Here is a 25,814-nt window from a genome sequence, read left to right as displayed (position 1 = left end):
GCTCTGGTGAGAGGAACATGATTGATGGGGAGAACGGCCATCATATCGCTTACTCAGCAGCTTCTAGCGGCAGGGTGTGGAAATACTCCGTGCAAGAAGCAGCGTACATTTCTCCCAGGTTGCGGCCGTCGAGTACTGATCGAGCTTCATCGATCGCTTCTACAAGCTGTTCATTCGCAAGAACGCGGGCATTGAGCTTTCCGGTGCGCAGATCGCGCATTGCGGCGAGCTCCATGTCCGTTGCGCCGTTTTTGGAGACGTAGACATTGGTGACGCCCTTGCGCGCAACAGGAATGAGATCCCCGAGAGACTTCCAAACTGTCTCGATGGCATTCGCCCCATGGACCAGTTTCATTTTGCCGATCTGGTTGAATTGCAGCGAGCTGTACGCTCTCGCTCCCTTCGGGTTCATGACGTGGACCATGTCCTTGTCGAGCGTGCGTCCGTCAGCAGCAAATCGGTCGATCAAAGCCTTGACGATCTGGGCGCCAACGCTGACGCTCACCTGTCTCGGGCCGATGCCCAAAACGTGCTTGTTCTTCTTCTGCGAGAAATCGGCCATGCCGATTGCCTCAGACCGGAAAGCAGAACGGAACTCTTTCTCACTCACTATGCGATTAGCCATTGTGCATGTCCTTCACAGATTTGAGCTGAGACATCACGGCATCGACCATGCCCATGTATTCAGCGATGAGAGTTTTGGAGGATCGCTTCACGATGTAAGCGTAGACGGCAGAGGGGTCGGCTTTCGCGCTTGCCATGGCGCGAACAGAACCAAAGAAGGCAACAGCCCGCTCGGTATCGGTAGCGACCTCATTGAAGTCGGCACCAATCATTTCATCGCCGGAGGCGTCTATTTCTACCGCTTCATCTTCGGACAGCTCGCGATGGAACTGGATGATGTTGCCGGTCTCGTTATCAATAGTGGTGATATTCTTCGGCTTCCGAAGGTCTTCAATCTGGGCCTTGAGCCTCTCGATCTCATCTTCATAACCGGAACGGATGTTTTCAGACGCCTTGGCGACCTCAGCAGAAACTCTCTCGTCAATCGACTTGTTGAGAGTGTCGAGACCTGTCTTAAGCGCCTCTGCCTTTTCCTCCGCGACAGTCGCATCATGGTCTGCAAGGTCGCGGCCTTTTTTTGCGGACTCGATCTCAGCGGTGAGTTTTGCGACGGTAGCTTTGGTGACAACCTCACCGGCCTCAATCATCTTCTCGATTTCTTCGCGGACTTCGATCGGTGTTTTTGGCGCTGCGAGTTCATAGAGGGCAGACGGGTCCAACTTGTTCACTTGGTGAACTTTTGCTCCATATGCATCTGCCACCGCCATGAACTTCCAAGCGGTTGTTCGCCCCATTCCAAATTCGGCTTCGATCCATGGCAGAAATTTTCCGTGGCCAATCGACGCCTTTACCGCGTTGAGATCACGACCAATCTCGATGATGTCTTCTGCGGAACGGCGAAGCCGGAGCTTAATACGCTCGGCTGCTTCACGCGCTTGAATTGCTACCGGAGCCGGCACTGCGTCGTAATTGAACGACATCTGTTCGTTTTCGATTACTTTGAGCATCACTCAGCTGCCTCCGCACTCGCGAACAGATCGGGGCGAAGGACATCCTGCGGAATGCCCGTCACTCGGTTAACAGCACCGAGGCGCTCGGCAGGAACCTTGTCCCACTGCGCTACAGCGCCGCGGGTGATGCCAAGTTCGCGCGCCAGGCGTGCCAGCGGCATCCTGTCTCGTACTGCATCCATTCCAGTCAGCTTCTGCACTTCCGCACTCCCTGTTTAGCGAGAATATGCAACATGTACAGTTTAACTAACATTCCGTCAAGCACCCCTGATAGTGAGACTATCGAAGATTTGTATAGCGGGACGGAATATGTTGCCGCCATGGAACTGAATCAGCGAATTTTCACCGCTCGCGACAAAGCGAAGATGACCCAGCAACAGCTTGCCGACGCCGTCGGGAAGACGCGCGGAGCCGTTGCCCAGTGGGAAAAAGGCGATGTTGTTCCAAGGAGATCGACGCTTGAGGCAATCGCCAAGGCGACAAAGGTCAGTATCTTCTGGCTGGAGCGCGGCGGGGATGAAGCTTTTGCTGATCTGGGGCCGCAGGAATCAAGGCCGCTTGCCGGCCTTCCGGTCGTCGGTGAGGTTTCTGCAGGCGTCTGGCGCGAAGGGTCATTCCGCTATGAACGCAAATATGAACCCGTCGCAGCTTCCCCGGAATATCCCGGATACGGCCAACGTCTCTACCGAGTCGCGGGAGACAGCATCAACCGGATTGCTGACAATGGCGAGTATCTGCACTGCGTCGAATTGCACGCCGGCGGCATGCAGCCTGAACACGGTGATTTGGTTATCGTCCAGCGGATGCAGCACGGGCTGGCTGAATACACAGCGAAGCAGATGATCTGGAAAGACGGCCGCTGGGTATTGCGCCCATTGAGCGACAACGAAAACTGGCAGGACGATATAGAACTCGACGGTGACGACGATACCGAGATCAAGGTGACGGACATCGTTATAGCGAAGTGGTCGCCCATCCCTCGGCGTAGCTTGGTGCCACGAGACCGGGATCCATTCCGATAGGAGTTCGCTATGAAGCGCGAGGAAGTGAGTGAATTAGTTGCCCATGTGCATATGGCTCACGTCGTCTCGCTGATGGCGCTCGTGAAATCTCTTGAGATGTCAGGCGCCTTGAAACGCGAAGATTTCGTTCACGTCATGGAAACTAGCATCAACGCGATGCATAAGCGTAACAATCACGAGATAGCTGCTCTTGTCGGAGACATTCTCGACAGATTCCATTCACCAGAGAAACATTAGATATCTGGTTTTCTTCGATATTGAACTTGATGAGAGGGAGGGAGACAGCAAAGCTCCCCCTACCCCTCAGGACCGAATCGATCCCAAAAGGCAGGGAGAGCGTTTGCTCGACTTGAACCGTCAGGTCGGTCGGTCGATTTGCAGGACGCCTCTCGGCTAATCCGTCCTCATTTTCTGGCAGCACAGTAGGACTTACGCTCCCCGCGCTTCGGGCTTCACCAGCTCGGGAATTGCACCCGGTCGCCCGTCATCTGGCGACAGAGATATCCTGTGCTCGCCTATACTGTCTAGTCCGCCTAAACTTTTTTCTCAGCCCCACTTGCGCTATGTATAGTTTAACTGTACAAGAAGTCATCAGCAGCGACGAAGAAGCACACCCGCCGATCTCGCTGCCACCACAAGAACCGGAGATGAGCCAGCATGGGATGCGATATCCACGCCTACGTCGAATACTCAACAAACGGAACGCACTGGTTCGATCTCGTAGAAAACGGCGGCAACCGCAATTACCGCATGTTTGCCATAATGGCAGGTGTTCGCGACTACGACGGCATCAAGCTTTTCGAAGCGAAGGGAATGCCGGAAGGCCCGGTTAGCTTCGCCGTCGAAAAAGACCATTGGCTGAGGATCGTCCCTGAGAATCATCCAGAGTGGGCAGACAGCGATGGCTGGACATCAAAAGGCTCGGCGGAGCGCTGGGTTGCTGATGGTTACTCCACGCCGGAATTCAAAGACGACGTTCTGGAGCGCGTAACAAACCCGGATCACCACAGCCACAGTTGGCTTAGCTCCAATGAGCTTGAGCAGTGCGTCGAGAGGTACAAAGAGCTTTTCGATGGAAAGGCCCCGGCTGAGTGGGTCGCGATACTCGCTTCGATGAAAGCCATCGATGGCAACGGCGACAAAGCTCGATTGATTTTCTGGTTCGACAACTGACCGCATCCGTCTCCGGGCGGATCTCCAATTCGATCTCAACCACTGAGGATGAGCAAATGCCACAGGTAACGCGCTTCAACGTCGAAATGCATACCCGCAGCGGCAGGTCCATCTACCTTTGCCAGTACGGCGACGGGATGGAGTGGACATCGAACGGCGATGACGCCTTTGAGTACGACGATGTTGATGAGGCTGACGCAGACGCCCAGCGCTACGGCGGCGAGGTGTTTGAGTTCAAGCGCCATGCCCGTCCCGGCGAGATTGTTCTTCCCCGGTTTGATCGCAACCCCATCGTCCACGGCGCCGTCATCGGTCGTCTGGAAGCCGCGGAGTAAGGCGATGAGCGCTGATCCAGAAATCAAACCATGCCCAGCTTGCAGTGGACTTGGATACTTCCGCTGCGACTTCTGGCCCGGTGACTGCATCTGCGGTCACGACGAGGAGCCGTGTTTCGAGTGCGGCGGCGAAGGCTGGATTGATGCCAGCTATGACGATGATTTCGACCCGTATTTTGACGATCGGCCATTTTGAGCCGCCCCGCATAGGGCTTCAGACAATGGATAGGGAAATGGTCCTTAAACACCCAGAATACGCAAGTGGGATTTCTGACGCCGAGTTGGTGAAGGAATCTCTGGAATTTTGTGACAAAGAACTATCAGCCTTCGGCAGCATGGATTTTGACAGTGACAGCGAGGTTTGCTGCCAGCGTTCGGAAACCTTCATCCGTGAACTTGTAAGTCGGTTTCAGCGCTTCCTTCCTGATTTGGGCTACACTGCACAGCACATCAACGGCGGGGCTTTCCGGCAGGTCAGCATTGATGAGTGGCGAGAACTCGGCGGTGACGGAAACCCCATTTGCGATTGGCATGAGGGCATTGGCTACGTTGTCTACGACGACATCGCCAAGGAACGGCATATAGCCCGCCACGGTTCCGATCCGCTTCTGATCAATACGCGTCATAAAGAACCATTTGGTCCAACTGGAAGCGTGGAAGAATTCTATGAGGGAGACGAGGTGACATACCTTCGAGACACCTTGAAGGAAGTTACTAAGCAGCGCGACCACTTCTACCGACAGTTTCGAACCGCATGGGCCGCTCTGACGCCTCAGAGCGAGAACGAAAAGCGAGGCATGGAGCGCGTTCTAGCCATCCTGAAAAGCAAGCAAAAAGATGCTGTCGATGAAGGAAACGGCTTCGGCCCGACGTGGAGCGCACGCAACAAAGCGTTCAAAGAATGCGCCGAAATGTTGCGTCTCGCACTTGAGGCCTCCTCCGCCACCCCCACCAAGTAACCACAGCACAGCGGGAGAAGAAGATGAGCGATATGCAAAAGCATGGAACGCAAAATGGTCTGTTGGACGAAGTAGATCGCGTTCTTGAGCGAGCGATTGAAAACCGACAAATCGATCCGTCTTCCGACAGAACCGCTAGCTTGACGCAGTGGCAGCCTATTGAAACCGCACCAAGAGATGGCACCGATATCTTACTATCATCCACAGGCTGGTTCGGAGATGTCCTCGTTGGGTGTTGGAGCTTCGGAGGTTGGCGGGATCGTGACGATTCTGATCGTCTTAATCCGACCCACTGGATGCATTTACCAGAAGCTCCCTCCGCTTATCGGCCCACACCGTCAGCCTCAGAGCAGGAAGAATAAGATGAGCGCCGGAACCATGACGCTTAACCTTTCGCCAGTAGAGATGCAGGCGCTTGAGCAACTTTGCCTTGAGCATCAGATGTCGAAAACAGCCGTCGTTCGGCAAGCGCTCAGGACATACCAGTATCTCCACAAGCGCGCCATGAAAGGCGAGCGGATCATGCTTAGCGGAGATACGCAGAGGGCCATAGACTTCATTGGCCCCGGATTTGGTCAAGACCTCCGCAATCCCACCAACCCACCGGCTTTGTCAGAGTAACCCGAGATATAAAGGGGCAGGAAATGACCGCAGATCGCAGAATTGATGATACCGGCCCAGCATCGCCGCTGATCCTCCCTAAGAAATTGGACGGTCGTGGCAATGTAATCGAAAACGATGTGTTCACAGGGCTTACGAAGCGAGAGCATTATGCAAGCCAAGCTTTGGCCGCTCTAATCCAGGGATATGCAATCGCTTACGGTTCTCCGACCAATGCTCCTGACGAAGTGGTTCGCGAAGCAATCAGCTACGCAGACTTGCTCATCGCCGGTCTGAAGGCAGGTGCGTGATGCCCTCCGCTTTCTCCACCACCAATACACAAGAAGTGGATGATCGGGAAGCTTACCTCGAAGCGCTCAACAAGCGAGCTGCATCGAACTTCCGCAAAATCAAATTCATCGAGTTTGTAACGCTGGTTCTCGTGACCTGCACGCTCATGCTCGCCATCTCGCTGGCTTCGGAAAGCTACCTCAAGGCGGATGCGCTCGAAAATCAGGAGATCATCGCGTGGAAAAGATAATCGACAAAGACCAGTTCGAGCATATCACCAGCCCGATCGATGCGATCCTGAAGCGCGTAAAGCCGGTCAAGGGCGAAGTGCAGTATGACGGCGGCGTTATCTCCCAGCCTGGCGCATACCGGAATGTTCCGATTGAGCGCTACCACCACGACCGCGATCTGTTTGACGGTCCGGCCGTATCGAAGTCCATCATCAAGGAAATTCTGCCGGTCCACGGCGGCAGCCCAAAGCAATTCTGGGGCCGGTGGAACTGGAACAAGGATCGTATCGACCCTAAAGACCCTACTGAGGCGCTGATCTTCGGCAAGGCCGCTCACTGCCTGCTGCTGGGAGATGAGGTGTTTGAAGAGAACTTCGTCGTGCGTCCTGAAAAATATCAGGATGAAAAAGGCGTGGTGAAGGTTTGGAACAACAACGCCAATGTCTGCCGCGACTACATGAAGGAGCAGAAGGACAAGCGCCTGATGGTCCTCACGAGCAAGCAGATGGAGACGATCCAGCGCATTCGTGCCGACGCCGCCACATACCCGCTCGTTCAGCAAGGCATCCTTAATGGCCGCGTAGAGCGCACACTGGCAGCTAAAGACCCGGAGACGGGGATTTGGCTGAAGGTTCGCCCCGACGCGATGCCGAACGCCGATGGCGTGTTTGCCGACCTGAAAACGATTGGCAGTCTGGATGAAGACTTCATGCAGCGCCAGATTTTCGACGCGGGATATTACCTGCAGGCGGCGATGACACGCATGGTCTGCCGGCTCCTGAAAATCCCATTCGAAACCTTCGTGCTCGTCTATGTCCTGAACGACGACATTCCCGACACGGCGCATGTCGAGATGAACGATCAGTCGATCCTTCTTCCCGGCGGCGAGGAGATCCCGAGCGAGCTTGACCACGGCGAGGCGATGATCCGCTGGGCGCTGCGCACGATCCGCAAGTGCCTCGATGATGGCCATTGGCCCGGACGCGAACCGTTCCAAGGCGGCGAGCGCAAGATCACCATGCTCCCTTTCCAAAAGAGCAAAATCACCAGATTCCTGAACGGCATCGAGGGCGATGTTCCTCCTCCGTCAGATGAGCAGGAGGCCGCATAACCATGAATGCCATCATTGACCAGAAACAGCCTACCGCAGTCCGTGAGCGCATTGAGGTGATCGACGCTGTTCCTCTGTTTGATACCTCTCGTTTCGAGCACATGCAGCGCGTAGCGACTGTTATGGCGCGGTCCACGCTGATGCCGGAAAGCCTCTACATGGAAGGCAAGGCGAACGATAAGAAGCTTCTTCCCTACGACACGATCATTTCGAACTGCTTTCTGGTTGTGAACCAAGCCGTTCGCTGGGGGCTCGATCCTTTCGCGGTCGCGCAGTGCGTTTCTGTTGTTCATGGAAAGCTCTGCTACGAAGGGAAGTTGGTCGCCGCCGTTCTCCAAGCCAAGCTCGGCATGAACCTCCATCACCACATTACCGGCTCTGGTGACGATACCCGCATCTACATGAGCGACAGGCCTTTCAATGAAGAATTCACCGTTGGTGACAGCACCGGCCCGCTCGTCTCGTTTCTGAAGCCAGGCATTCGCATCCCCGGCGTTCGTCTCTTCGACGGGTCCGTAGGCGAGTGGAAGACAACCGGCACCAATTCGCCTTGGTCACCAAAGAATTTCCCCCGCATGCTCATCTACCGCGGAACTCGCGACTGGTGCCGCATCTATGAACCAGCCACCATGCTCGGCGTCTATACCGATGACGAGATGGTCGACATGGAAGATACGACCCGATCCCGAGCGGCGCGTGACATAACGCCGAAGCCATCACTGTCTGAACGGCTTGCAGTATCGCGGGAAGCCACACAGCAGCCGAGTGACGAGCGCGAAGGATTCACGGCCTCTATCACCGCCGACGAGGACCACGACGCTCTCACGGGAGAGATACTGCCCAACACCAATTCCGACGATGAACTCCCTGCCCCGTCGTCGGATAACGCTGGCATGACGCCAGTAGATGAGGCCGGAGCGGAATCCCCCTCCGACGCTCCGGCCTCTACCGATCCAGAGCGCGACGTGCTGATCCGGTTCGCTCGCGAGATGCTGCCGATGGCTGCCAATACCAGCGTGTCGCCGTCTGTTCTGAAAGAGATCGAAAGCGGCTGGGCTGAGGCTGAGATCAAGCACCTGTCGCCCGCCGGCAAGGAGAAGGCGCGATCGATCAGCATGTCCATCCGCGCTATTGCCAACAACCAGACCAGTCTGGAATCCGCCGCCGAGTTCCATGCGGAAGGTCTTGGCTGTGAGGTGTCGAAAATCTTGGGGGCCGTCGAATGAGACACGTCATCTTCGGCCTCTTCTACGTCACCATCGGCATTGGCATCACTGCTGCGGCAGAAGCGCGAAGCGGCAGGCGAACCGATGATCGCAATCTCTACATGGCCATAATGGTCTGGCCCGGCACTGTGGCGGCAATGGCCTACACGAAGTGGACGGCGCCAGCGGCGTGTGAAAAGACAGGTGCGGCATGAAGATGCGCGCAGCGGATCGCCACTCGAAGGCCATCGTCAACGATGACGGAGGAATAATCGGCTTTGCTATTGAGCTTGCAAATGGCCGATGGGCTCCGTTCGGCCAGGACTCGACCACGCGGCTTGTCGAGACAGGCATCAGCTTTGAAAAGCCGAAGGACGTGCTGAACTTCTTCAAAGCCGCAGCGGCAGGCAAAGGAGAAAAACCATGAACCGCTTTATCCGCCGCGCCATCCACCACTGGCTCACTTGGAAGTCGAGACAGAACCTTGCCCGTGAATACAACTGGCAAACAGAGATCGACGCCGAGATCCGACAGGCAAAGCAATCCCACGGAAAGACAGGACGAGTACGCGATCTGGAGCGCCGCAAGCGGGACATGATGACACGCGCGCTGGGAGGGCAGAGGTGATGGTCAGTGCAATATCAATCGTCCTGTACGCCATCTCTCTTTGCTTCGCGGCTATGTTTGGCACGATGGCCGAGATGGATAAACGTGGCCAAGTCACCAAATTTCACGGCAGGTTTGTTGCCAGCTTAACGGCGATCTTTTTCGTGATGGCAGCTACTTTGCAGGTGGTGTCATGAGCCGGACCGAGTTTACCCGCAAGACCAAGCAGGAAGCATTGCAGCGTTCCGGCATTCGCTGCGAGGCCACAGGCACCCGCTACGGCTTCGAGGAAGGCCAGCGTTGTAATTGCAGCCTATCACTCGGCGTCCAGTACGACCACGCCGTGCCGGATGCTTTGGGCGGCGATAACAGCCTGGAGAATTGCTTGGCGATTTGCGTCCAGTGCCATCGCTTCAAGACGAAGAACGATGTGAAGCAGATCGCTAAGTCGAACCGGCAGCGCGATAAGGCGTCTGGCGTCATCCGTCCGGCGGGCAAGATCAAATCGCCGGGGTTCCAAAAATCCGAAAAGCCCAAAAAGGCCGTCGTCTACCGGCCCGTCACGTTCTATCGCGAGGATACGCCATGACATATGACGAGGAAAAGAAGGTCGCAGACGTAATCGTGGCGCTCACTGAGCGCATCGGCGCCTTAGAGAGCGAGAATGACCGCTTGCTCACCCTGACATCGGATTTGAAGCTCCAAGCGCAGACGCACGCTATGGAGGCGCGCAGCGCCAACTCCACGGTTGCCGAAATATACCAGATCATCAGCGGGGGCAAAGGAGAGCCGGGAAACTGGCGTGGCTCCAAGCCCGTCCGGGAATACGTCGACGCAGCCAAGGGCGAAATCATGCGCCTCGAGACAGAATTGGCGCTGTCCAAGCCCGTATATTCCCGCCGACAGATTGAGGAGCGCGTGAAGTCTCTTGAAGAGGCATTGAAGCCTTTCGCCGAATACATGGGCGACCATTTCGACAAGGACAACCACGGCAACCCTCTGCCTGATGATCTAGGCGTCGGCTGGATTTACCTGACGCACGCAGACTTCCGACGCGCCCGCACCGCCCTCGCCAGCACAGGAGGCGAACACCATGGTAACTGATGAGATGATGAAGCGGGCCATTGAAGCTTACGCGAAGGACACAGGCGCAGAAGGTTTTCAGCTTGAGGGCTGGATCGAGCCTGCAATCCGCGCCGCCCTCGAAGCCGCCCTGTCCGCTGCGGAGCCGCGAGGCTACCTTATTCACGATAAAGACAATCCCGATGGACGTTATTTCAAGCATAAGCCATCGATATCCGACGATGACATGAGCGAGTACGAAATCTGGATCGAACCGCTGTACGCAGCCCCTCCCGCGCCATCCGTGGCAGTGAAGGAAGCGGGACCAGTTGCATGGCGGTGCAAAGATTTTGCGGGCGGCTGGATATTGGACCACAGCGAACGGTCAGCGCGAGAGTACCAGAGCAATACGGGTTGCGCCATCCAGCCTCTATACACCACTCCGCCAACGATATCGGTTGCGATTGAAAATCTATCGGACGAGCAAATCCGGCGTATCGCCGATGCAAAAGACGTGGCTTCGTGCCGGTCACGCATTCGCTCCGCGCTCTCCGCACAGGTGCAGGACGTGGCGGGGTGGAGGCCGATTGAGACAGCGCCGAAGGATGAAAGCATAATTATGCTTTTCCGCGCCGATGAAAAGCACTGGGCCTCAATAAGCACCGGCTACTTTAAGAATGACAGGTTCGCGAGAAATCCTAAGCCGTATTGGGGTGGACCTCATGAGCGGTCTTTGGGAATCCGATGGTATCGGGAAAATCCACCAACCCACTGGATGCCTCTGCCCGCAGCACCCGCAAAGCAGGAGGGCGGCAATGACTGATATCCCCGACGACATCATGCAGGCTGCAAACGAATGCGTGTCTGAATTCCGTTGGAACAACGACAATCGCTGGCACATGTTTGTCGCCCGCGCCATTCTTACCGAGCGCGAACGTTCCCGCCAACTCCTATCCGAAGCAGGAAAGCGAGAGAAGGAGGCAAGGGCGAAGGCGCTGGAGGAGGCTGCTATCTTGGCAGACCACCACGCCGGTATGGCAAGGAAAGAAGCAGACGAGCTGCGGAACGTCAAAGACTATACGCGTGCGGCTCAATTGGTTTCTGAGGTGGATGCATTGTTGGCCCTATCGCACTGCCTCCGCGCCCTGCAATCGGAGGAGCGGTGATGGAAAGAGCCAGCCCCGAGATGATCGCCGCTGCTTGGGCCACTTGGCATAAGCGCCACGGCGGCAAACTTGGTCCCGGACCTGCCTTTGTGGAAGCGATCAATGCTGCTTTGTCTGCCGGCCGAGCGGCGCTTGAAAGGAGCGAGGGATAATGGGAAGACGTGCCGTTGCCTTCACTGAGGATTCCGTGTCGCGAGCTATTCGCGCCGTGAAGAAGGCCGGCGTGGAAGTCAAGTCTATCCGCGTCGAGCCTGATGGATCGGTTGTGATTAACGGGGATAGTGGGGGTTATTCAGAAAAGGACTTTGAAGAAAGCGCTTCGGGGTATCTCTGATGGAGGTTATGCCGAAGCCAAGATACCAATATGTTCAGCGACAGATTACCAGGCACGGAAAGGTCGTCTGGTATTTTCGCATTGGTGATGGGCAAAGAACGCGCCTGCCGGGTGAATACGGCTCCGACGAGTTTGTGAAAGCTTGGAAATCCCTGATAGCTGGCGAGACAATAGCGCAGCAGCCAGCGGGCAAACACACGCTGCAATGGCTGGTCGATAAATACCAACAGAGCGCCGCCTTCCGCGGCCTGAAGCCGTCCACGCAGGCAAACCGCCGCAACATCATGAAGAAGGCATGCGAGAACGGCGGGAAGATGCTGATCTCGGCAATCACCAGAGCCACCATCGCCGCTGGCCGCGACCGACGAGCAGACACGCCTCACGCGGCAATCAATTTCATGAAGGTTATGGGATATCTCTTCGAGTGGGCCGTTGACGCCGGATATGCCAAGAGCAACCCCGTCAAGGACGTGAAGCGGCCAAAGGTCAAATCCTCCGGCTTTACGCCCTGGACGGAGGAAGACGTCATTGCGTTTTACCGTAAGCACGAGGCAGGCACGCAGGAGCGGCTCGCGCTCGAGATCATGCTGTTCACTGGCCTCCGGCGATCGGATGCTTATCGGCTTGGCCCGCAGCATATCAGGAACGACGTGATCGAGATTAAGGCGACGAAGAACGGGGAAGATTTGTTTATCCCGCTTCACCCTATTCTTTCGGCAACGCTTCAGAGCGTAAAATCCGGCCATCTGGCGTATATTGTGACGCCAAAACAGGGTCGACCGTTCAAAAGCGCAGCATCATTCGGGAACTGGTTTGGGGAAGCGTGCACAGCCGCTGGCGTGTCGGGTAGAGCGCATGGCATACGCAAGCAGGTAGCTCAAAAGCTGGCAGAAGCTGGGGGAAGTAATGCAGAGCTGAAGGCGCTGTTCGGATGGAACTCGGATGCCATGGCTGCACTTTACACGAAGGGTGCGGACAAGCGAAGGCTGGCGCAGGCTGCTGCGGAAAAGCTCTCGGTTTCGAGAGACTATGGTGAGGGGAGTGGCTAAAATTCGATAACGAAATCAATCGTCACGAAACTCCCCTCACCTTTTGTCTAAATATCTGAAATACATATATATTGCGGCAAAACTGCCAGTTCTGCAGGGGTCGCCACCGCTTCTCACAATTTCAGATGAATGACCGTCGAGGTGATTTCGCGGGTTTGGTTTGTCCCTGCGCTGGCTGATTGGGGCTACTCGCGGCATTTGATTTGGGCATGTCCGTTTTTGGACTGGTTTTGGCGGTTTGACTCAATCATTGCGTCCCAGATGTCGCGGTGTATTCAGCTTGAACCACCATAGAGCGCGGTTCAGAGCGCTCACATGCCGCGAGTGGAAACCCATGAAAGCCCGCCTCGGCGATTCTTTGACGGTAGAGCCAGCGAATAGCCAAAGCCCCGTTCAGGCTCGTGCTCGGACACGGATCACCGAACCCGCTCATGCCGAAGAAATTATCATCTATGCTGTAAACTTCCAATGCCGGGCTGAATTGCTGGACGGTACTGACGACACGACGAGAGATATCTCCGTAGAGCGAATAGTTCGACGACAGGACCTTGATCCCGTGGCGTTTCACCTTGTCTTTGAAAAAATGGAGAGGCTCAACCATCCCAACGCCCGCGCCTTGGCCTTGGCGTGCGGGCGACGGTACAGCTGTCGTTGTTGCTCAGCACAACGACAGGAATGTTGTGAAGGCGGGGATCGAAAATCCGCTCGCAGGAAACGTGGAAATTGTTGCCGTCGATTAGGGCGATTGGCTCTGGCATCGCATCACTCGATGGGCATTTTGTGCGCCAGGCCCGCCATTACACCCCAGATCGTCGTGTCCTCGCCTACGAGGATCGGAGAATAGTTCCGGAAGGCCTCGAGCCAGAGCCGGCCGTCACGCTTGTCGATAATCTTGATGATAACTAGCCCTCGTGAACGGCGAGGACGACGCGACCAGGGCGAGCCTTTCCGGTGCGGTCTACCCCGATCCAGTCGCCGTCCTGGATTCCGATGTCATGAAGGCCGTCGCCGCTGACCTTCCACCAGAACGTCGATGCCTCGTGCCTGACGATCCATGACACGAAGTCCAGACTTCTTCGACGTCATCGCCCGCAGGCGACGGGAAACCAGCTGGCACAGGACACGGTGCCAGAGTAACCGATTTCCGAGTACATGTGACGTCGAAATACGTGATCATATAGAACCTCGGATTTTGTTCTCCAACCGTTCTCGTTTTCGGGTGGAGTCAAGTCACATTAGATTTTCGGGGTCGAGGTCCTCGGTCTTCTTCCACATCGATTCCTTGTGTTGCTTCACGACCGCGAACCTCTGGAAAGCCAGCCTTGCCTTGGTCAACTCGACATTTTGAAGGTCGCCGATGGCCGCCTCAACCTGGTTTCGGTTGATGTCGCTCTCGGGGCCGACGACAACCTCGGACAGACGAAGAGCGGGTTCGAACTGATGAAAGTAGAGGCCGTTCTCTTCCTCTTCCTGGGAGAGCTGGAAGACCATCCGCGCCTCGGCCTCGTAGGCCCACGCCTCGTATTTGACAAACCAGGTCCGCATATAGTCGAGCGTGTTGATGTCGTCGATTTCTTTGACCTTGAAGTCCTTCTCGGCGAGCAGGTTCGGCGTGTACTCGATGGGAATAATCGGGCGGGCGTTTACGACGTCGAACCCGAGGCAGACGCCGCGATGTCGATCCGCATAGTGCGACCACATCATCGGATGCGTCCAATCGGTCGTGAAGCACACGATGCCATACTCAGCGTCCGCCAGACGCTTCATCTCTCGCATCCCTGTGCGCAGCGCCCGGTCTCCCATGAGAGGGATAAATTCGTATGGGTCGTTGAGGTCCTTGATACGGGCGATTTTGATCCGGCGGCGGCGGATGTTCTCGAGCCCGTATTCGGCCTTCGTGAAATAGTAGAGCCTCATCGTTCCTCCACCTCAGTACTTTTCGAAACTAGGATCATAGGTCTGACTCGCAAACTCACCGAGGATTGATCGAGCCTCGCCAAGCGCACGTAGGACAATCTTTGTCCCGATGCTCTCGAGGGATGTCTCGCATTTCTCCACGTGAACTATCACCCGCAGAAGGGTGGCAAAGGACTGACGCACAAGGTCGAGAGTGTGTACGTCCGCCCAAAAGTCACCAAAGACCTTTTTCCGCTGTTCTCCATGCCACTGAGGATTCCTCGAAAAGACAAGAGTCGTCCCAAGCCTTGACGGTACCCCATGCGAAATGTTGTTCCGGATAGTGAAGCCCGACCGACACGCCGCACACCATGTCGCCAACATGCCTTTCTCGATATCGGACGGAAGAGCAACCGCAATCTGCTCGACCATGTCGATCATCGCCGAAATCCTCTTGCCATCGGTTTCGGGACGGATGCCCTTGGGATCGATACCTTTCAGCTTCCATATCGCACGTTCCAGATGGAACTCTACCGCGCCAAACAGGGCGACTAGAGATGCGACCTTCTGCCCTGTGATCAAATCGATTCCCCAAGCCTCATCCAAGTCGTCAGCCCTACCGACCTGGTAGACAGGGTGAAAATCATGAGGGCTGTTTGAGGATGTCATTTCCCACGGCCTCGATAGTGAGGAAGAGGCATCGTACTGCGGCACTCGTTTTTGCTCACGATGATGTCCTCGCTTTCGGCGGTTCCTTGGATCGAGGCTTCCGCGTCAGAGCCTTTTCAAACCACGCCGGCAGCGTAGTATTCTTTCGTACAACAGTCCTACTAGGGACGTACTTCCAGAAATCACCGAATGCCTCATGGAACAGCGACAAGGCGTCTTCTTCGACCTCAAGCTGGTTGTAGTGCAGATAGCTTGATCCGAAGGAAGTACGCCTCCCGGAACTAGGAAGATATTGCGGATACTTTTCCTTCAACTGGCTCAACGATGGACCATGACCATGCTTATACACGTTCACGATCAGACGGCAGGAATCAATGATTTCATGAAACGGTTGCGCCCTAAGGTCCCATCCCCACATTTCAAGCATGTCGAAAAGCGTGCCGACGTCCTGCTTCCATAGGTCAGGCCTTAATTTATCCAGACTGAAATTATGACCTAGCTCGCGGTCCAGCCAGTCACGGAACTGCTTGTCCCACTCGTGGTACATTCCGGCCGCTATGCTAAGGATCATCTGCTTCCTTAGGTCTTCAAGAAGACCGTAGTGCATGATACCATCATCCCACGCGGCCTCCGCCGATGAGGCTGGATCGTCCGTGTCGGGATTGAACCAGTGTCCGCGACGGTCATACGACTCCTCTGCGTACCGCTCTGCTTCGCCTTCAATATCTCGGAACTGCTCAAGTACGCGCTTCTTCGCCTGCTCGTGGTAGAAGTCTAACCGCTCAATTAGTTGCGCGCGGCTGTCCTCCCAGATGTTCAGGATCACGAATTCGTCCTTCCTCAACATCACAGCTCCTATTTTTTGTTGCCTCTGCCGCCTTCGGTCCAGCGTCGATGGCGTTGCTTGAACCAGCTTAGGTCCGGCACCTCGCGAGCCTTCGGAGCTACAGCTTCCTGCTTAGGCAACTGATATTCGGCATCCTGAGCCTTCCCGCAAATCGCTTTCAGACGGCCAAGAAACAGCGAGACGTCACCAAAGTAGTTCGGAAATGCCGAGACGATTGACGCAGCCTCCTTCGCGTCCACGAGGACGACACTGTTCTCGGCCAGCCCGGCCTCTTCCATCGCCATTTCTTCATGTTGTAGGGCAATAGCTCCCACGGACGGGTCTGAGTAACCTTCCACGCTGACAGTGTGGTTGACGTTGTCGTATCGGATAAGGAAGACCCGCGCATCGCCCGAGAGTATGTAGGATTTTATGTACCGCGTCGTTGTGCGGTGATTCTCAAGCACTTCCATTGCACGAAGAGCGTTATTGCATTCTCGGATTTCAGTAAGCCTGTGTCGTCGTTCGGGTGCGACGCGGTCAAGCTCACAACCTTCCTCAAAGGAAAACTCGTCGGACATCAAGCGAAAGAAGCGTAACCACTCGGCGCTGCCCTTACCGGACTTCAGTTCCTCGAGCCGCGTTTGACCGACAACTTCGACAGCTGTGGCCCAAGAATGCTGGAGCTTCGTGCGGATTTGGAGTTCCACGCGACGCCCACGGTACATAGCTCGATCCGCCTCGCCATCGAACCGGAAGATAACGTGATGACTGCGGTATCCGTCCGCCTTGGCATGATCGACATAATTCTTGTGGTTGCGAACCTCGTGAGGCATCCGCTGGCACTCGGCCACAAGCGCGTTGACGCCGTTGATATCGTCCATAATCGCGCGGCACCCTCCCAGGTCCTGCATTTGGTCCAGCTTACCTGGATGCCGTCTCAGCTTTCCACGGATTGACGACATTCTCTTCGCGCGCGCCACTACGTCGCCCGAAAGCTTGAGATGACGCATCCGGTGCGCGATGGAAAGACGAATGCTTTTCATCGGAAGCACGTGACTGTCACGCCAACTATTCGCTACTGAGAAGACCCGACGAACCTCATCATCATAGTCCTCCCAAGGAATAACGTCTTTCAGACGCTGTCCCGCCCTCGCTACATCATGCATGCTGTATTCATAGACCGGATAACTCGACAACGTTCGTCACCGTGAATCTGATTTTGTTCACGCAGACAATAGTAGAGTTCAGGATCGTTTTACAACTCGGCTTCCAAGCGATCCCCCGTTGATTGACGGGATGGTCGGCCGGCTATTTGGCGACGCCTCGGTGTCCGGCATTATCTCGATGCGACTGCGATCGGAATTACTCGATATCGTTCATCATTCGATTCAGCCGCTCCGCGGAGTCACCCTGTAAAGGAGTGCCGATCGGGACATAGCCGGCCACCATCCCCATGCGGTGGATATTAATTCCCATTACCGCGAAATCGACGTCGAGTTCGCCCGAATCTCTCTTGCGAAAGAACCGTTGCACAGGGCGAAGCTCGACTCCATCAGTCTGTGACGTTGCCGCCTGGATTTCACCACCAACAGACGGAACTTCTTCGCTCGCTATGATGAAATCCATGAGTTCCCAGGGGTCTATCGGCGCATCGTTCTTCTCTAGGTGTGCGATTACCTCGCGCGCGTACGAGGCCCCGCTACCAAATGGATGGACTTTTCCTTCTGGCAGCGAGAGTTCGTCAAGAGGAGCAACACAGTTGCCTTCTGAATTAACGTGAACGTTGAAATGATAGGCTTTTGAAGTCGAGTTCTTGTCGGAGTAGCCGAACACAACGCCCTCGAAACCATATCCATCCAAAGCCTTGTGCCGTCTTCTCTCTTCGACGATTCGCAGTCCACAGTCGGCGTAGTATCGCGCGACATCGGCCACGTCCGGCTTCATAGTCGTGGTTGGCGCGGCAAGGTTTTGGAGGCAGGTTGACGCAAGCGCGTGCGCGAATTGGCCTGAGAGGACGTTGCCGGCAAACGCAAATCCCATATTGGGTAGCGTTTCCTTTTTTGCCTCACCAAGGTCAGAGATCGCGATCGGGACAGGGAAAATCTTTGGGCCGATCGCGGAGCCTTCACCGTGTCCGCCGCCAAACAGCGTGTCCGCAATAACGGTGATCTCGTCTCCGTTCTTCCATAGAAGCAACAATGTCATTGGAATTCCCCTACTTCGCCCACGTCCGCTATCGCAACTGGAAGTTAATATCGAGTTTCATGGCGTCGTTCAGAGCACTATGGTCTGGCTGTCGACATGGAAGCCTTGCAGGTATCCGGAACCTACGTATTTCCCTTTTGCAGCGCCTGTTTCTACTATTTCCGTATCGGATTGAGGCCGTACGGAAACATGATCGACGATCTATTCAATATCGACAAAGTCACCCAGACACATGCGCGCACGCAAATGTTCGGCAATGTCGGAGAGTAATTCGTAGTCGAGATCAACACTGGGAAGCTCTCCCATGCCCCCGGCACAGTAACTCTCTACCAAATCGGATGCCGTTTCCGCCGTAGATGAGCGCCGTCCACAGTACCTAGTTGAGGACGAACTTCCATACATCGTTCTTGAGTGCCTATTGGGTCTGAAGCACGGACTTGGATTGTCCTCAAGAGTCGGCTTGCTGGAAAACAATGCTTTGGCCAGAATGAGGTTGTCGAGAAGCTAAAACTGCTTCCCCGCCATGTCGGCCGTCCACACGAGTTTTCCCTCCTCCAAGTGTATGCGTTTGGTGAGGAGTTGCTTGTTCACAGGTCGCGAATATCGCTTGCTTTCAGCGGCCCGTCATTATCCAAGATATCGTCTAGGGATTTCCGCCCTGTTTGTCTGAACGACACCTCGAACTTGCCATCGGGGACAATGATGTATTGCGACGACGTGCGTGCCGCTTCCAGAAGGCTCGGCAGGTCGGCAGATGCTTCATCGATCGTCCAGGTTCGTGACATCGTCACCGTCTCTCCAATTTTCGAATTACGACTTCTATACGTCGACGTTTACGGAAAACCGGCACATGCCGGCTACGACCTTTGGTGATTCCGTTTACATCCGAGGGTTTCGAAATGGCAGGCCCCATTTTTTTGCTGGATACGAACATCCTGAGCAATGCCGGTTTGCAACGACCTCCGCCAGGGTTGCGTGCCTGGATGAAAGCCATGGGAGCGGATTCACTCGCCATCTCCTTCCCCGCTATAGCAGAGTTGAGGCGGGGTGCCCATCTGGCCTCGAAACACGATCCACAAAAAGCGCAACGACTCCACAACTGGATTGATGACATCCTCTCCGTCGACTTCCAGTTCGCCGAACTCACAGCCAAAGCCGCCAATCTCTATGCCGAAATGACCACCGTCGGACCCCTCCGACATCTCTATGTACCAAGCCCGGAGCAGAAGAAGGATAAGATTGGGCATGATCTCCTGTTCGCGGCCCTGTCGATCGCCCATCAAATGCCGATTGCGTCGTTCAACGTGAAAGATTTCATCCTGATCGACAAGTATTTCCCCTTACCGGGCGTTTTTCATCCTGTTGAAGTTCAATGGCACGTTCCATGCCGCGCTGTGATACACGACGACGATTACGGAATGACGCTGCCTTCATTGCCCGAGTTCGTATCCAGCGGTTTTGGCTTTATGAGGTAGACCGGCGCTCTCGTTCCTTTCTACGGCAGCTCTCACCTCCGCGGCGGCCAAACTGCCCTCCCGCAAAAGACCGGCATGAAGATCGAGAAGGGAATCCCTATGTTCTTCGAGCAGGGATTTCGCGCGCCGAAACTCCGCTTGTAATGTCGCCTCGACTGATTTGCTGAGAGCCTTGCGGCGGTGACGGAATGCCGACAATTCACGTGGACTGTCGCCAGGCTCGACAGACAGGGTTTTCCCAAGACCCCACTTGATTTCCACCATTGTTGCCAAGTCTGTCGCGCGATTGAGGTCTGCGGAGGGATCGCCACCGGCTCCATTCCCAAATTCGCCGAATAGCAGCTCTTCTGCGGCGATACCGCCAAGCAATGTAGCAATCTTGTTTCGGAGGTGCGTCGAAGTCTTCCGACTAAACAGCCGCTCTTCGAATTCCGTGTGGCCCAGAGATTGCGAGGACCGGCCGACTTGAATGCTTCTCTGAATCGAAACCGACACCAACGGATCGGCCTCGAGCAAAACACCGAGAATGGCATGTCCGAGTTCGTGGGCAGCGACACAGCGCTGTACGGCCATTGGAACTGGGATGACTGGTGGCATGGCAGTGGCGAGATCACTGAGCAACATCGAGCGTTTTGCTCTTCTCGCATGGCGTCGGGCATCACGGACACATCGTTCGATGTCGGCACCAGACCAGCCCTCGCTCGCCGACACCACGTCGTCCAGCGCTTCGTCTGCAAGGTCTCCCCGGAGATAGAAACGGTAGATGTCGTGGCGCGCTGTGTCATCCGGGAGAGGAATGCAGAAATGGCGCTCTAGGCGTCCTGCTCGAAGAAGCGCCGGATCGATAATCTCCGGGTGGTTCGTCGCACCGATCACAATAACGCCTTCGTGTGATTGTGCCCCGTCCAAAAGTTCCAGAAGACCGTTGATCACCTGACGATGGTAGTTGTCGTTGCTACTGCCGGTTCTGTCGTCGCGGCTAGTGAAACTGTCGAATTCATCAATCAGGAGGATCGACGGTGCCTGCCGCGCAGCCTCGACAAACGCCTTGCGCATTGCCTTCAGCATATCGCCGAGGTGGCCCGTCGCCTGCCAACGTGCTGCCGAACCTAATACGAGCGGTACGTCGCAGGTCCTCGCCAACGCAGCTGCGTAAGATGTCTTACCCGACCCCGGAGGGCCGGAAAGCAGGACGCCGCAATCGACATCATCCCACGTGAGAACTCCCGCCTTCCATGCCGTGATGTCCTCGGCAAGTTCGAGACCCCAGGCTTTGGCCTCACCATATCCGGACAGGTCGTGCAGTGCCGGCCCCGCCGACGAGGGGTTGGAGGGACGTTTTCCTTTTTCGATATGGGGATACCGACGGAGACGCCCGATGCTCACAGCTACGGATCGTCCGCGCCGCCAACCGAGTTCGACCCGTTTGGGAGATTGGTGCGCCAAAAAATCGGCATCGGCATTCGTGATAGTCCCGAGCCTCATCCGCTGCGCCGCGATCCGATAATCGTTCGGAGCCGGTAGGGCCAAAGAGACCACGATATCGGCGACGATGCGGACCTCGTCAGATAGAAGCTCCTCGTCCTGGAGAAGAATGATCGCCCGCTTGAGTTCTCGAAGTTTCCTGAACGCCTGGAAATCGTCGGCAAGTTCAGTCTCTTCGCCGATGACGACAACGTAGTTGTTGCCTTGTTCGCCACCAACCGGCACAGTCCCCTCAAGCAACCATTTGGCGGCCATCTTGTGGGCGTAGATGTCTGCCTTCGGCGGCATGACGAAAGCCGCGACGAACGAAGATCGCCTTTTCAGCAACTGGCGGATCGATCTCGACATTGCGATGATGGCTAGATGGGTTGGCAAGGTAAGCTCGTACTTCGAGCTATGGAACGGATCGCGATTGGCGATCAGGTTATCGCTATAAGACTGCATGTATGCCTCGGAACACGGGGAATGATGATGACGCTGACGGCCGTTCAGGTCCGTATCCGCCGCACCATTGTCTCGGGGCCGAGTAATTCCGTATCGAGATCGACTTCGACGAAACCGCGCAAGATCATCTGGGCCAGTCCGGCGACTGGCTTGGTTTCGGTAAAAACTGTCAGGCATTCGGCGACCGTTAGAGTGCCGTGCTCTTCCAAGACGGCGAGTAACCGCAAACGGTCACCGAGCGCTAGAACCGTACCGCCATACCGAAGCAGGTCTTTGGCATTCTGAAGACGCGGACCGTCGTAGACTTCATCGGCGACCAGACGTCGATATCTGTACCCTTGCCGAGAAGCGATGACTTCAATTTCGTCGGCTTGGGCTGACACTACTCGATCCGGTGCGTCGACCAATAGCCGTGTACCCTCATCATCCAGGACACCAAAATCAGGGACGTGGACACCTTCCCCGTAATCAAGTGAGAGTGGCATGCAGTGCCACAAAGAGATCGAAGGGTTGAAGTCAAACAGGCACGCTGCATCTCGAGCCATCTGGGAGCGGTAGATTGGCGGACCGTCGCATTTGACGGTGGCCGTTGGATAAAATGTGCGAATAGATGCTGAACTGCGGCTTGCGCGAAGAGACTTCGCGCGCTGTGCGATACCCATTTGAAACCTCAAAGAAACACGGATGATCGTGACCGCGAGCGTCGCGGCAGGTCGGGATCATCCTATTCGTATGAGGCGGGCCGAATTTTTCATGATCGAACAAATAGAGAACAAATTCAGTGCTGTCAACGACGAATTTGATCCTTTTTTAAACACTGCTTTCTCCAAAAATCGACCATGTCACCGCAGGAGATGAAACTCTATTCCCAAATCGAAGTAAAAGCGGTCCAGTGGCCGCAGAGGGCCCAGGACTCAACAGCTCTGAAGCAGGTCAGATTCGCCAGGGTATGTCCCGTCAGGACGCAGCAATGGTCGATTGGTCCACAGATGTTTTCGGAGTTAAGGAGCAATCACCACCAGCGGAGGGGCAGCAATTTGGCCCGACCGGACTTCAATCAGCGGTCGAGACAACGAAACTTGAGGAGCGACAACAGCTTCGCCAAGCGCAGAGCAGCCTTTCCACGTTCACATCAGCGCCATCCGTGGATTCCAACTCGATGTCATACGTCTTGCCGACGTGTATCGTCTCATAATCCCGCTGGGCACTGCCGACCGGCCTGTCTCCACGCGCGGTTTCGCGCTCAATCGACGATCGTTAGACTAGAATCGAGGCGGTTGCCGAGATGACGGGTTACATGTACCGCGTGTAATCGGAACTCACCTTGCCGTCGCCTACATACTTCAGGACTTCCCCCACCTTGCGCGCGGCCCGGATCGGGATTGGCAGCTTCTGGTTCATCTGGGTCGAGTTCCAATTGATTTTCGTCATCGACAAGACCTCCTTGGCGATCTGCGCAACGGTGCTATCGCTGGTCTTGTGCGGACACAGCAGCAATGGCCGAGGATCGTACATCCCGGGATATGTACCGTAGTAGGGGATGCTGCCGTTGGTGTAGAGAAGCCCTTTTCCATCCAGTTCGACGAAAGTCCCGCGCAGCACGGGATAATTGCCGTCCCGCAGTACTTTGATGGATGACGTTTCCTGCACCCACACGAGGTCCTTCATCTCGGTGCCGACTTCTTCAAGGGCCTCCATGATGCCGTCAGCTTCGTCGTCCCGGAACCGTGACGTCTTCAGAACGATGACGCGCGCAGGAAAGTGCTTATGATGGCTCTTGTAAGCGGCGAGGACTTCGGCAACCAGCGCCTTGGCGTCGTCCTGAATCATGTAGGGGTGGCGGCCCCTTGTTTCGGTTTGGGCTCGCCGTCCCTTTAGGATGAAGCCGCGCCCGCGCTCGTCGAACATTTGGGCGGCGCTGGTGAACAGTTGTTGCCCGCCTACTTCACGGTAAAAACTGATGCCGATGTAACACGCAGAGAATTCGCCTTCCTGAGGCATCCGCCGCCACGGAATGCGTCCAGACCCCTTGTAGTAGAGCGACGTCATAATGTTCCAGCTTCGGCCTGCCTCGTCCTGGATTTTACGCGCGCTGCTTTCCTTCACCTTACGTGGGATGACGGCCCTCTCGTCGAGGACGTCTTCCCACACGATCTGGATCGGGAACCTCAGGTGCATTGCCCTCGCCTTTAGCAATCCACGGAAGTTCGGCGCATCGGAGCCGCCGTCGTCCTCTTTTTCGACCGTGCCGTCGGAATCGACTTTGGCATTCCAGACTCGTTCAATCAGGGCGACGGGAAGCGCGACGATTGCAACGTCGGGGCGGCTACTGCCTTCCTCGATAGCGGTAAGCAGTTCCATGACTTCGTCGACTGCCATCTCCACGGCCTTGCCGTGGTGAGGCTCCTTCCTGATCTTTTCTATCTTTGCCTGTGGGATGGCGGCCGTCGCATCCTGGGCAATCTCGAACTTGCACCGATATGGGTTCTGATTGCCGAGGCCCGGGAAATCAGGATGCATGTTCGGATGCTTTTCGGACTTGCCGAGGAAACCGACTGATGCGGCAGCGAGAAACTTCTCCGTGTCTTCGACGGTCTTCGCACTTCCGACAACCGCAATCTTGATGGCGTCGCCGCTCGCAGTCTGCAACGGACCAGCGAGGAAGAGGCCCCGCCGGGGATCGGGGTCCTGATGCTTGTCGCCGAACTCGAGCTGAGGCTCTTTGAAGATGGTGGATGTAAACTTCATGCCCAGTTCAGCAAGTCCCTCTCTTCGTCGGTGTGGTCGTCCTTCTTCGGCGATCCCCAGACATCTTCGGGAACTCTTGTAGGCAGTTCCAGCGTCGGCGGAGGCCCAAAAGCGAGCCAAGGGTCGCCCGAAGTGACCGCGAAGAGATCGTCGGACTTCGGCTCGATGCTGGCCAGAAAACGATGCCACATGATGACCTGACCTCGCAGCGCCGCACTCTTGTCCAATCGCTTCTTCCCGGCCAAAAGCGCATCGGGATAGGTGTGCGGCGTGAACCCATCGGTCGTGAAGTGATAGGTCGGCTCGATGACCAGGAACCATTCGTCGTAGAAGCTTTCGAACCGAGGGACGAAGGAATGATGCCGAACGAACTCGACCCTGCCCTTCTCGCTCTTGCTGGTCACCACGTTTACGACGTCGGCTTCGGTGGCCTTTTTCGCGGATTCGTATTTAAAGGTGCGCGCTGTGTTCTGGGCCTTGGCCTTGAAGTAATAGAGCTTTTTCTCTTTGTCCCAGGAAAGGTCCTGTCGGACTTGGTGGGACAGCGCCTGCTTCAGTAGGTAGGCAAAGTTGTTGCGTTCATCGACGTCATCGTGAAACGCTAGGGATTCGACATCGATCGCTTCGACTTGATCGAGATCGACGATGTGCCTGCAGACGGAAGTCCTCGGGTCATGAAATGACCAGAACGCATCGCCCTTGATGACCCAGTCGAATCGCGCCGGCTCATCCGCATCCAGCAATATCGCTACGGCCTGCCTTCGCGAATACGAAGTGGTGGAGACATAAACCTCGGACGGCAGCTTGACGGGAAGGATGTTAACCAGGGCCTCCTCGCCTCCCCCTAAAGGCGGAACATAATATCCGAAGCCCGCTTTTGGAACTGTGAGTGCCGCCAAGCGATCAACGGCGTCCGTGTCGAGCACGTCGTCCCGCTTACTAAAATTCAAGCGCCGATCTTGGAACTCTTCGCCACGTGGGATTTCTTTCCAGAAGAACGAGTTGTCCGCCTGTCGGTGCAGGACAATGATGATCGGTAGATTGCTGCCCCGCCAGTAAGCAAGGTCTTCGCTCTTCAAAAGATAGTGGAAGCCGTTGTCGTCCTCGCCGGCATACTTTCCTGCCGCCGTTGTCTTTACCTGGACCGCGATCATCTTAGCCAGCGGCTTGCCGTGATCCATGACTTCAACAATAGCATCGATACCCGCCTCGAGCCGCGACCGGGGGTCGAATTGGAAGCCAATCTTTAGAAACTGCAGCTTCGCGGCCGTTTCACCGATCTCGCCAACAAGCTGATTCTGCGTAACGTTCTTCGCCATATCGGAATCATAGGCAGACAAACTGTA

38 protein-coding genes are annotated in these 25,814 nt (G+C 55.8%); 21 read left to right on the top strand and 17 right to left on the bottom strand.

The annotated features are described in order from the left end of the window. Positions 1-49: 49 nt before the first annotated feature. Genes AC5I5B_RS01805 through AC5I5B_RS01795 form a run of 3 tightly spaced genes read right to left on the bottom strand, consistent with a single transcriptional unit; the run spans position 50 to position 1,756 of the window. The gene (locus AC5I5B_RS01805) at positions 50-625 is read right to left on the bottom strand and encodes a hypothetical protein (RefSeq protein WP_495752222.1); all 576 of its coding nucleotides are present in this window, start codon (positions 623-625) and stop codon (positions 50-52) included. After that, entirely contained in the window at positions 618-1,571 is a 954-nt protein-coding gene (locus AC5I5B_RS01800; RefSeq protein ID WP_495752270.1) for a DUF3102 domain-containing protein, read from the bottom strand. The genes AC5I5B_RS01805 and AC5I5B_RS01800 overlap by 8 nt, the downstream gene beginning before the upstream one ends. Then, a complete protein-coding gene (locus AC5I5B_RS01795) occupies positions 1,571-1,756 on the bottom strand; it encodes a YdaS family helix-turn-helix protein (RefSeq protein ID WP_495752221.1) in 186 nt (61 codons plus the stop codon). The genes AC5I5B_RS01800 and AC5I5B_RS01795 overlap by 1 nt, the downstream gene beginning before the upstream one ends. A 138-nt stretch (positions 1,757-1,894) precedes the next feature. Here AC5I5B_RS01795 and AC5I5B_RS01790 point away from each other — a divergent pair, with 138 nt between their 5' ends. The 20 genes from AC5I5B_RS01790 (at position 1,895) to AC5I5B_RS01695 (ending at position 12,717) form a co-directional block, all read left to right on the top strand. Then, a complete protein-coding gene (locus AC5I5B_RS01790; protein ID WP_495752220.1) occupies positions 1,895-2,596 on the top strand; it encodes a helix-turn-helix domain-containing protein in 702 nt (233 codons plus the stop codon). A 9-nt stretch (positions 2,597-2,605) separates the two neighbouring features. After that, positions 2,606-2,833 (top strand): hypothetical protein, encoded by a 228-nt coding sequence (locus AC5I5B_RS01785; protein WP_495752219.1) that lies wholly within the window; start codon positions 2,606-2,608, stop codon positions 2,831-2,833. Positions 2,834-3,253: 420 nt separating this feature from the next. Continuing rightward, the gene (locus tag AC5I5B_RS01780; RefSeq protein WP_495752218.1) at positions 3,254-3,769 is read left to right on the top strand and encodes a hypothetical protein; all 516 of its coding nucleotides are present in this window, start codon (positions 3,254-3,256) and stop codon (positions 3,767-3,769) included. A gap of 56 nt (positions 3,770-3,825) precedes the next feature. After that, entirely contained in the window at positions 3,826-4,104 is a 279-nt protein-coding gene (locus AC5I5B_RS01775) for a hypothetical protein (protein WP_495752217.1), read from the top strand. A gap of 152 nt (positions 4,105-4,256) precedes the next feature. Beyond that, positions 4,257-5,063 (top strand): hypothetical protein, encoded by an 807-nt coding sequence (locus AC5I5B_RS01770; RefSeq protein WP_495752216.1) that lies wholly within the window; start codon positions 4,257-4,259, stop codon positions 5,061-5,063. Between the two features lie 23 nt (positions 5,064-5,086). Then, positions 5,087-5,425, top strand: coding sequence for a DUF551 domain-containing protein (locus AC5I5B_RS01765; RefSeq protein WP_495752215.1), 339 nt, complete (start codon positions 5,087-5,089; stop codon positions 5,423-5,425). 1 nt (position 5,426) lies between these two features. Beyond that, entirely contained in the window at positions 5,427-5,684 is a 258-nt protein-coding gene (locus AC5I5B_RS01760; protein WP_495752214.1) for a transcriptional regulator, read from the top strand. Positions 5,685-5,707: 23 nt separating this feature from the next. Further along, a complete protein-coding gene (locus tag AC5I5B_RS01755) occupies positions 5,708-5,974 on the top strand; it encodes a hypothetical protein (RefSeq protein ID WP_495752213.1) in 267 nt (88 codons plus the stop codon). Continuing rightward, positions 5,974-6,204, top strand: coding sequence for a hypothetical protein (locus AC5I5B_RS01750; RefSeq protein WP_495752212.1), 231 nt, complete (start codon positions 5,974-5,976; stop codon positions 6,202-6,204). Before AC5I5B_RS01755 ends, AC5I5B_RS01750 begins: the two co-directional genes overlap by 1 nt. Then, the gene (locus AC5I5B_RS01745; RefSeq protein ID WP_495752211.1) at positions 6,192-7,295 is read left to right on the top strand and encodes a PD-(D/E)XK nuclease-like domain-containing protein; all 1,104 of its coding nucleotides are present in this window, start codon (positions 6,192-6,194) and stop codon (positions 7,293-7,295) included. The genes AC5I5B_RS01750 and AC5I5B_RS01745 overlap by 13 nt, the downstream gene beginning before the upstream one ends. 2 nt (positions 7,296-7,297) lie before the next feature. Continuing rightward, a complete protein-coding gene (locus AC5I5B_RS01740) occupies positions 7,298-8,521 on the top strand; it encodes a recombinase family protein (protein ID WP_495752210.1) in 1,224 nt (407 codons plus the stop codon). Then, the gene (locus AC5I5B_RS01735; RefSeq protein WP_495752209.1) at positions 8,518-8,715 is read left to right on the top strand and encodes a hypothetical protein; all 198 of its coding nucleotides are present in this window, start codon (positions 8,518-8,520) and stop codon (positions 8,713-8,715) included. Before AC5I5B_RS01740 ends, AC5I5B_RS01735 begins: the two co-directional genes overlap by 4 nt. Beyond that, on the top strand, positions 8,712-8,927 hold the full coding sequence (locus AC5I5B_RS01730) for a hypothetical protein (RefSeq protein WP_495752208.1): 216 nt from the start codon (positions 8,712-8,714) through the stop codon (positions 8,925-8,927). The genes AC5I5B_RS01735 and AC5I5B_RS01730 overlap by 4 nt, the downstream gene beginning before the upstream one ends. After that, the gene (locus AC5I5B_RS01725; protein WP_495752207.1) at positions 8,924-9,127 is read left to right on the top strand and encodes a hypothetical protein; all 204 of its coding nucleotides are present in this window, start codon (positions 8,924-8,926) and stop codon (positions 9,125-9,127) included. Before AC5I5B_RS01730 ends, AC5I5B_RS01725 begins: the two co-directional genes overlap by 4 nt. Further along, positions 9,127-9,303: a hypothetical protein gene (locus tag AC5I5B_RS01720; RefSeq protein ID WP_495752206.1), complete on the top strand. Its 177-nt coding sequence runs from the start codon at positions 9,127-9,129 to the stop codon at positions 9,301-9,303. Before AC5I5B_RS01725 ends, AC5I5B_RS01720 begins: the two co-directional genes overlap by 1 nt. Beyond that, complete coding sequence (locus tag AC5I5B_RS01715; protein WP_495752205.1) at positions 9,300-9,695, top strand: HNH endonuclease; 396 nt, start codon at positions 9,300-9,302, stop codon at positions 9,693-9,695. The genes AC5I5B_RS01720 and AC5I5B_RS01715 overlap by 4 nt, the downstream gene beginning before the upstream one ends. Next, on the top strand, positions 9,692-10,210 hold the full coding sequence (locus AC5I5B_RS01710; protein WP_495752204.1) for a hypothetical protein: 519 nt from the start codon (positions 9,692-9,694) through the stop codon (positions 10,208-10,210). Before AC5I5B_RS01715 ends, AC5I5B_RS01710 begins: the two co-directional genes overlap by 4 nt. Beyond that, positions 10,200-10,991, top strand: a complete 792-nt coding sequence (locus AC5I5B_RS01705; RefSeq protein WP_495752203.1) for a hypothetical protein — start codon at positions 10,200-10,202, stop codon at positions 10,989-10,991. Before AC5I5B_RS01710 ends, AC5I5B_RS01705 begins: the two co-directional genes overlap by 11 nt. Beyond that, entirely contained in the window at positions 10,984-11,334 is a 351-nt protein-coding gene (locus AC5I5B_RS01700; protein ID WP_495752202.1) for a hypothetical protein, read from the top strand. Before AC5I5B_RS01705 ends, AC5I5B_RS01700 begins: the two co-directional genes overlap by 8 nt. A 333-nt stretch (positions 11,335-11,667) precedes the next feature. Then, on the top strand, positions 11,668-12,717 hold the full coding sequence (locus AC5I5B_RS01695; RefSeq protein WP_495752201.1) for a tyrosine-type recombinase/integrase: 1,050 nt from the start codon (positions 11,668-11,670) through the stop codon (positions 12,715-12,717). Positions 12,718-12,964: 247 nt separating this feature from the next. On the opposite strand, the gene AC5I5B_RS01690 is transcribed toward AC5I5B_RS01695, so the two are convergent. The 9 genes from AC5I5B_RS01690 to AC5I5B_RS01650 form a co-directional block, all read right to left on the bottom strand. Next, a complete protein-coding gene (locus tag AC5I5B_RS01690; RefSeq protein ID WP_111834476.1) occupies positions 12,965-13,318 on the bottom strand; it encodes a Y-family DNA polymerase in 354 nt (117 codons plus the stop codon). Continuing rightward, on the bottom strand, positions 13,311-13,475 hold the full coding sequence (locus tag AC5I5B_RS01685) for a Y-family DNA polymerase (RefSeq protein ID WP_423753528.1): 165 nt from the start codon (positions 13,473-13,475) through the stop codon (positions 13,311-13,313). Before AC5I5B_RS01685 ends, AC5I5B_RS01690 begins: the two co-directional genes overlap by 8 nt. A 144-nt stretch (positions 13,476-13,619) precedes the next feature. After that, the gene (locus AC5I5B_RS01680) at positions 13,620-13,778 is read right to left on the bottom strand and encodes a LexA family protein (RefSeq protein ID WP_336377077.1); all 159 of its coding nucleotides are present in this window, start codon (positions 13,776-13,778) and stop codon (positions 13,620-13,622) included. Between the two features lie 169 nt (positions 13,779-13,947). Further along, on the bottom strand, positions 13,948-14,634 hold the full coding sequence (locus tag AC5I5B_RS01675) for a DUF2971 domain-containing protein (protein WP_111834477.1): 687 nt from the start codon (positions 14,632-14,634) through the stop codon (positions 13,948-13,950). A gap of 12 nt (positions 14,635-14,646) precedes the next feature. Further along, positions 14,647-15,282 (bottom strand): hypothetical protein, encoded by a 636-nt coding sequence (locus AC5I5B_RS01670; protein ID WP_111834478.1) that lies wholly within the window; start codon positions 15,280-15,282, stop codon positions 14,647-14,649. A 55-nt stretch (positions 15,283-15,337) separates the two neighbouring features. Further along, positions 15,338-16,108 (bottom strand): hypothetical protein, encoded by a 771-nt coding sequence (locus tag AC5I5B_RS01665; RefSeq protein WP_162695533.1) that lies wholly within the window; start codon positions 16,106-16,108, stop codon positions 15,338-15,340. Between the two features lie 29 nt (positions 16,109-16,137). Then, positions 16,138-17,277, bottom strand: coding sequence for a RelA/SpoT-related domain-containing protein (locus AC5I5B_RS01660; protein ID WP_111834480.1), 1,140 nt, complete (start codon positions 17,275-17,277; stop codon positions 16,138-16,140). Positions 17,278-17,473: 196 nt separating this feature from the next. Next, entirely contained in the window at positions 17,474-18,316 is an 843-nt protein-coding gene (locus tag AC5I5B_RS01655) for a glycoside hydrolase family protein (RefSeq protein ID WP_111834481.1), read from the bottom strand. A 587-nt stretch (positions 18,317-18,903) separates the two neighbouring features. Continuing rightward, entirely contained in the window at positions 18,904-19,107 is a 204-nt protein-coding gene (locus AC5I5B_RS01650; protein ID WP_162695535.1) for a hypothetical protein, read from the bottom strand. A gap of 108 nt (positions 19,108-19,215) precedes the next feature. On the opposite strand from AC5I5B_RS01650, the gene AC5I5B_RS01645 reads away from it, so the two are divergent. Further along, positions 19,216-19,791 carry a PIN domain-containing protein gene (locus AC5I5B_RS01645; protein WP_162695536.1) on the top strand — a complete coding sequence of 192 codons (576 nt, stop codon included), beginning with the start codon at positions 19,216-19,218 and terminating at the stop codon, positions 19,789-19,791. Here AC5I5B_RS01645 and AC5I5B_RS01640 read toward each other — a convergent pair. The 5 genes from AC5I5B_RS01640 to AC5I5B_RS01620 form a co-directional block, all read right to left on the bottom strand. Then, positions 19,747-21,720: an AAA family ATPase gene (locus AC5I5B_RS01640; RefSeq protein WP_111834484.1), complete on the bottom strand. Its 1,974-nt coding sequence runs from the start codon at positions 21,718-21,720 to the stop codon at positions 19,747-19,749. The genes AC5I5B_RS01645 and AC5I5B_RS01640 overlap by 45 nt on opposite strands. Positions 21,721-21,764: 44 nt before the next feature. Continuing rightward, a complete protein-coding gene (locus AC5I5B_RS01635) occupies positions 21,765-22,382 on the bottom strand; it encodes a hypothetical protein (RefSeq protein WP_111834485.1) in 618 nt (205 codons plus the stop codon). A 391-nt stretch (positions 22,383-22,773) separates the two neighbouring features. Next, positions 22,774-22,968 (bottom strand): phosphotransferase-like protein, encoded by a 195-nt coding sequence (locus AC5I5B_RS01630; protein ID WP_111834486.1) that lies wholly within the window; start codon positions 22,966-22,968, stop codon positions 22,774-22,776. Between the two features lie 45 nt (positions 22,969-23,013). Next, on the bottom strand, positions 23,014-24,468 hold the full coding sequence (locus tag AC5I5B_RS01625; RefSeq protein ID WP_111834487.1) for an argonaute/piwi family protein: 1,455 nt from the start codon (positions 24,466-24,468) through the stop codon (positions 23,014-23,016). Beyond that, positions 24,465-25,787: a DUF4365 domain-containing protein gene (locus AC5I5B_RS01620; protein ID WP_111834543.1), complete on the bottom strand. Its 1,323-nt coding sequence runs from the start codon at positions 25,785-25,787 to the stop codon at positions 24,465-24,467. Before AC5I5B_RS01620 ends, AC5I5B_RS01625 begins: the two co-directional genes overlap by 4 nt. Between the last annotated feature and the right edge of the window lie 27 nt (positions 25,788-25,814).

The sequence above is a fragment of the Agrobacterium sp. genome (genome assembly GCF_059499945.1).
The sequence above is the reverse complement of the archived record's forward strand: the minus strand, read 5'-3'. Positions and strand labels throughout refer to the sequence as shown.

What these genes read in the sequence shown, in the direction of transcription:
- AC5I5B_RS01740 (WP_495752210.1), top strand. Translation starts at nt 7,298, where the DNA reads ATGAATGCCATCATTGACCAGAAACAGCCTACCGCAGTCCGTGAGCGC.
- AC5I5B_RS01625 (WP_111834487.1), bottom strand. Translation starts at nt 24,468, where the DNA reads ATGAAGTTTACATCCACCATCTTCAAAGAGCCTCAGCTCGAGTTCGGC.
- AC5I5B_RS01755 (WP_495752213.1), top strand. Translation starts at nt 5,708, where the DNA reads ATGACCGCAGATCGCAGAATTGATGATACCGGCCCAGCATCGCCGCTG.
- AC5I5B_RS01645 (WP_162695536.1), top strand. Translation starts at nt 19,216, where the DNA reads ATGGCAGGCCCCATTTTTTTGCTGGATACGAACATCCTGAGCAATGCC.
- AC5I5B_RS01685 (WP_423753528.1), bottom strand. Translation starts at nt 13,475, where the DNA reads ATGCCAGAGCCAATCGCCCTAATCGACGGCAACAATTTCCACGTTTCC.
- AC5I5B_RS01655 (WP_111834481.1), bottom strand. Translation starts at nt 18,316, where the DNA reads ATGACATTGTTGCTTCTATGGAAGAACGGAGACGAGATCACCGTTATT.
- AC5I5B_RS01790 (WP_495752220.1), top strand. Translation starts at nt 1,895, where the DNA reads ATGGAACTGAATCAGCGAATTTTCACCGCTCGCGACAAAGCGAAGATG.
- AC5I5B_RS01700 (WP_495752202.1), top strand. Translation starts at nt 10,984, where the DNA reads ATGACTGATATCCCCGACGACATCATGCAGGCTGCAAACGAATGCGTG.
- AC5I5B_RS01760 (WP_495752214.1), top strand. Translation starts at nt 5,427, where the DNA reads ATGAGCGCCGGAACCATGACGCTTAACCTTTCGCCAGTAGAGATGCAG.
- AC5I5B_RS01635 (WP_111834485.1), bottom strand. Translation starts at nt 22,382, where the DNA reads ATGGGTATCGCACAGCGCGCGAAGTCTCTTCGCGCAAGCCGCAGTTCA.
- AC5I5B_RS01675 (WP_111834477.1), bottom strand. Translation starts at nt 14,634, where the DNA reads ATGAGGCTCTACTATTTCACGAAGGCCGAATACGGGCTCGAGAACATC.
- AC5I5B_RS01750 (WP_495752212.1), top strand. Translation starts at nt 5,974, where the DNA reads ATGCCCTCCGCTTTCTCCACCACCAATACACAAGAAGTGGATGATCGG.
- AC5I5B_RS01715 (WP_495752205.1), top strand. Translation starts at nt 9,300, where the DNA reads ATGAGCCGGACCGAGTTTACCCGCAAGACCAAGCAGGAAGCATTGCAG.
- AC5I5B_RS01620 (WP_111834543.1), bottom strand. Translation starts at nt 25,787, where the DNA reads ATGGCGAAGAACGTTACGCAGAATCAGCTTGTTGGCGAGATCGGTGAA.
- AC5I5B_RS01730 (WP_495752208.1), top strand. Translation starts at nt 8,712, where the DNA reads ATGAAGATGCGCGCAGCGGATCGCCACTCGAAGGCCATCGTCAACGAT.
- AC5I5B_RS01780 (WP_495752218.1), top strand. Translation starts at nt 3,254, where the DNA reads ATGGGATGCGATATCCACGCCTACGTCGAATACTCAACAAACGGAACG.
- AC5I5B_RS01765 (WP_495752215.1), top strand. Translation starts at nt 5,087, where the DNA reads ATGAGCGATATGCAAAAGCATGGAACGCAAAATGGTCTGTTGGACGAA.
- AC5I5B_RS01705 (WP_495752203.1), top strand. Translation starts at nt 10,200, where the DNA reads ATGGTAACTGATGAGATGATGAAGCGGGCCATTGAAGCTTACGCGAAG.
- AC5I5B_RS01710 (WP_495752204.1), top strand. Translation starts at nt 9,692, where the DNA reads ATGACATATGACGAGGAAAAGAAGGTCGCAGACGTAATCGTGGCGCTC.
- AC5I5B_RS01640 (WP_111834484.1), bottom strand. Translation starts at nt 21,720, where the DNA reads ATGCAGTCTTATAGCGATAACCTGATCGCCAATCGCGATCCGTTCCAT.
- AC5I5B_RS01725 (WP_495752207.1), top strand. Translation starts at nt 8,924, where the DNA reads ATGAACCGCTTTATCCGCCGCGCCATCCACCACTGGCTCACTTGGAAG.
- AC5I5B_RS01800 (WP_495752270.1), bottom strand. Translation starts at nt 1,571, where the DNA reads ATGCTCAAAGTAATCGAAAACGAACAGATGTCGTTCAATTACGACGCA.
- AC5I5B_RS01660 (WP_111834480.1), bottom strand. Translation starts at nt 17,277, where the DNA reads ATGCATGATGTAGCGAGGGCGGGACAGCGTCTGAAAGACGTTATTCCT.
- AC5I5B_RS01695 (WP_495752201.1), top strand. Translation starts at nt 11,668, where the DNA reads ATGGAGGTTATGCCGAAGCCAAGATACCAATATGTTCAGCGACAGATT.
- AC5I5B_RS01690 (WP_111834476.1), bottom strand. Translation starts at nt 13,318, where the DNA reads ATGGTTGAGCCTCTCCATTTTTTCAAAGACAAGGTGAAACGCCACGGG.
- AC5I5B_RS01770 (WP_495752216.1), top strand. Translation starts at nt 4,257, where the DNA reads ATGACGATGATTTCGACCCGTATTTTGACGATCGGCCATTTTGAGCCG.
- AC5I5B_RS01775 (WP_495752217.1), top strand. Translation starts at nt 3,826, where the DNA reads ATGCCACAGGTAACGCGCTTCAACGTCGAAATGCATACCCGCAGCGGC.
- AC5I5B_RS01720 (WP_495752206.1), top strand. Translation starts at nt 9,127, where the DNA reads ATGGTCAGTGCAATATCAATCGTCCTGTACGCCATCTCTCTTTGCTTC.
- AC5I5B_RS01670 (WP_111834478.1), bottom strand. Translation starts at nt 15,282, where the DNA reads ATGACATCCTCAAACAGCCCTCATGATTTTCACCCTGTCTACCAGGTC.
- AC5I5B_RS01805 (WP_495752222.1), bottom strand. Translation starts at nt 625, where the DNA reads ATGGCTAATCGCATAGTGAGTGAGAAAGAGTTCCGTTCTGCTTTCCGG.
- AC5I5B_RS01795 (WP_495752221.1), bottom strand. Translation starts at nt 1,756, where the DNA reads ATGGATGCAGTACGAGACAGGATGCCGCTGGCACGCCTGGCGCGCGAA.
- AC5I5B_RS01785 (WP_495752219.1), top strand. Translation starts at nt 2,606, where the DNA reads ATGAAGCGCGAGGAAGTGAGTGAATTAGTTGCCCATGTGCATATGGCT.
- AC5I5B_RS01735 (WP_495752209.1), top strand. Translation starts at nt 8,518, where the DNA reads ATGAGACACGTCATCTTCGGCCTCTTCTACGTCACCATCGGCATTGGC.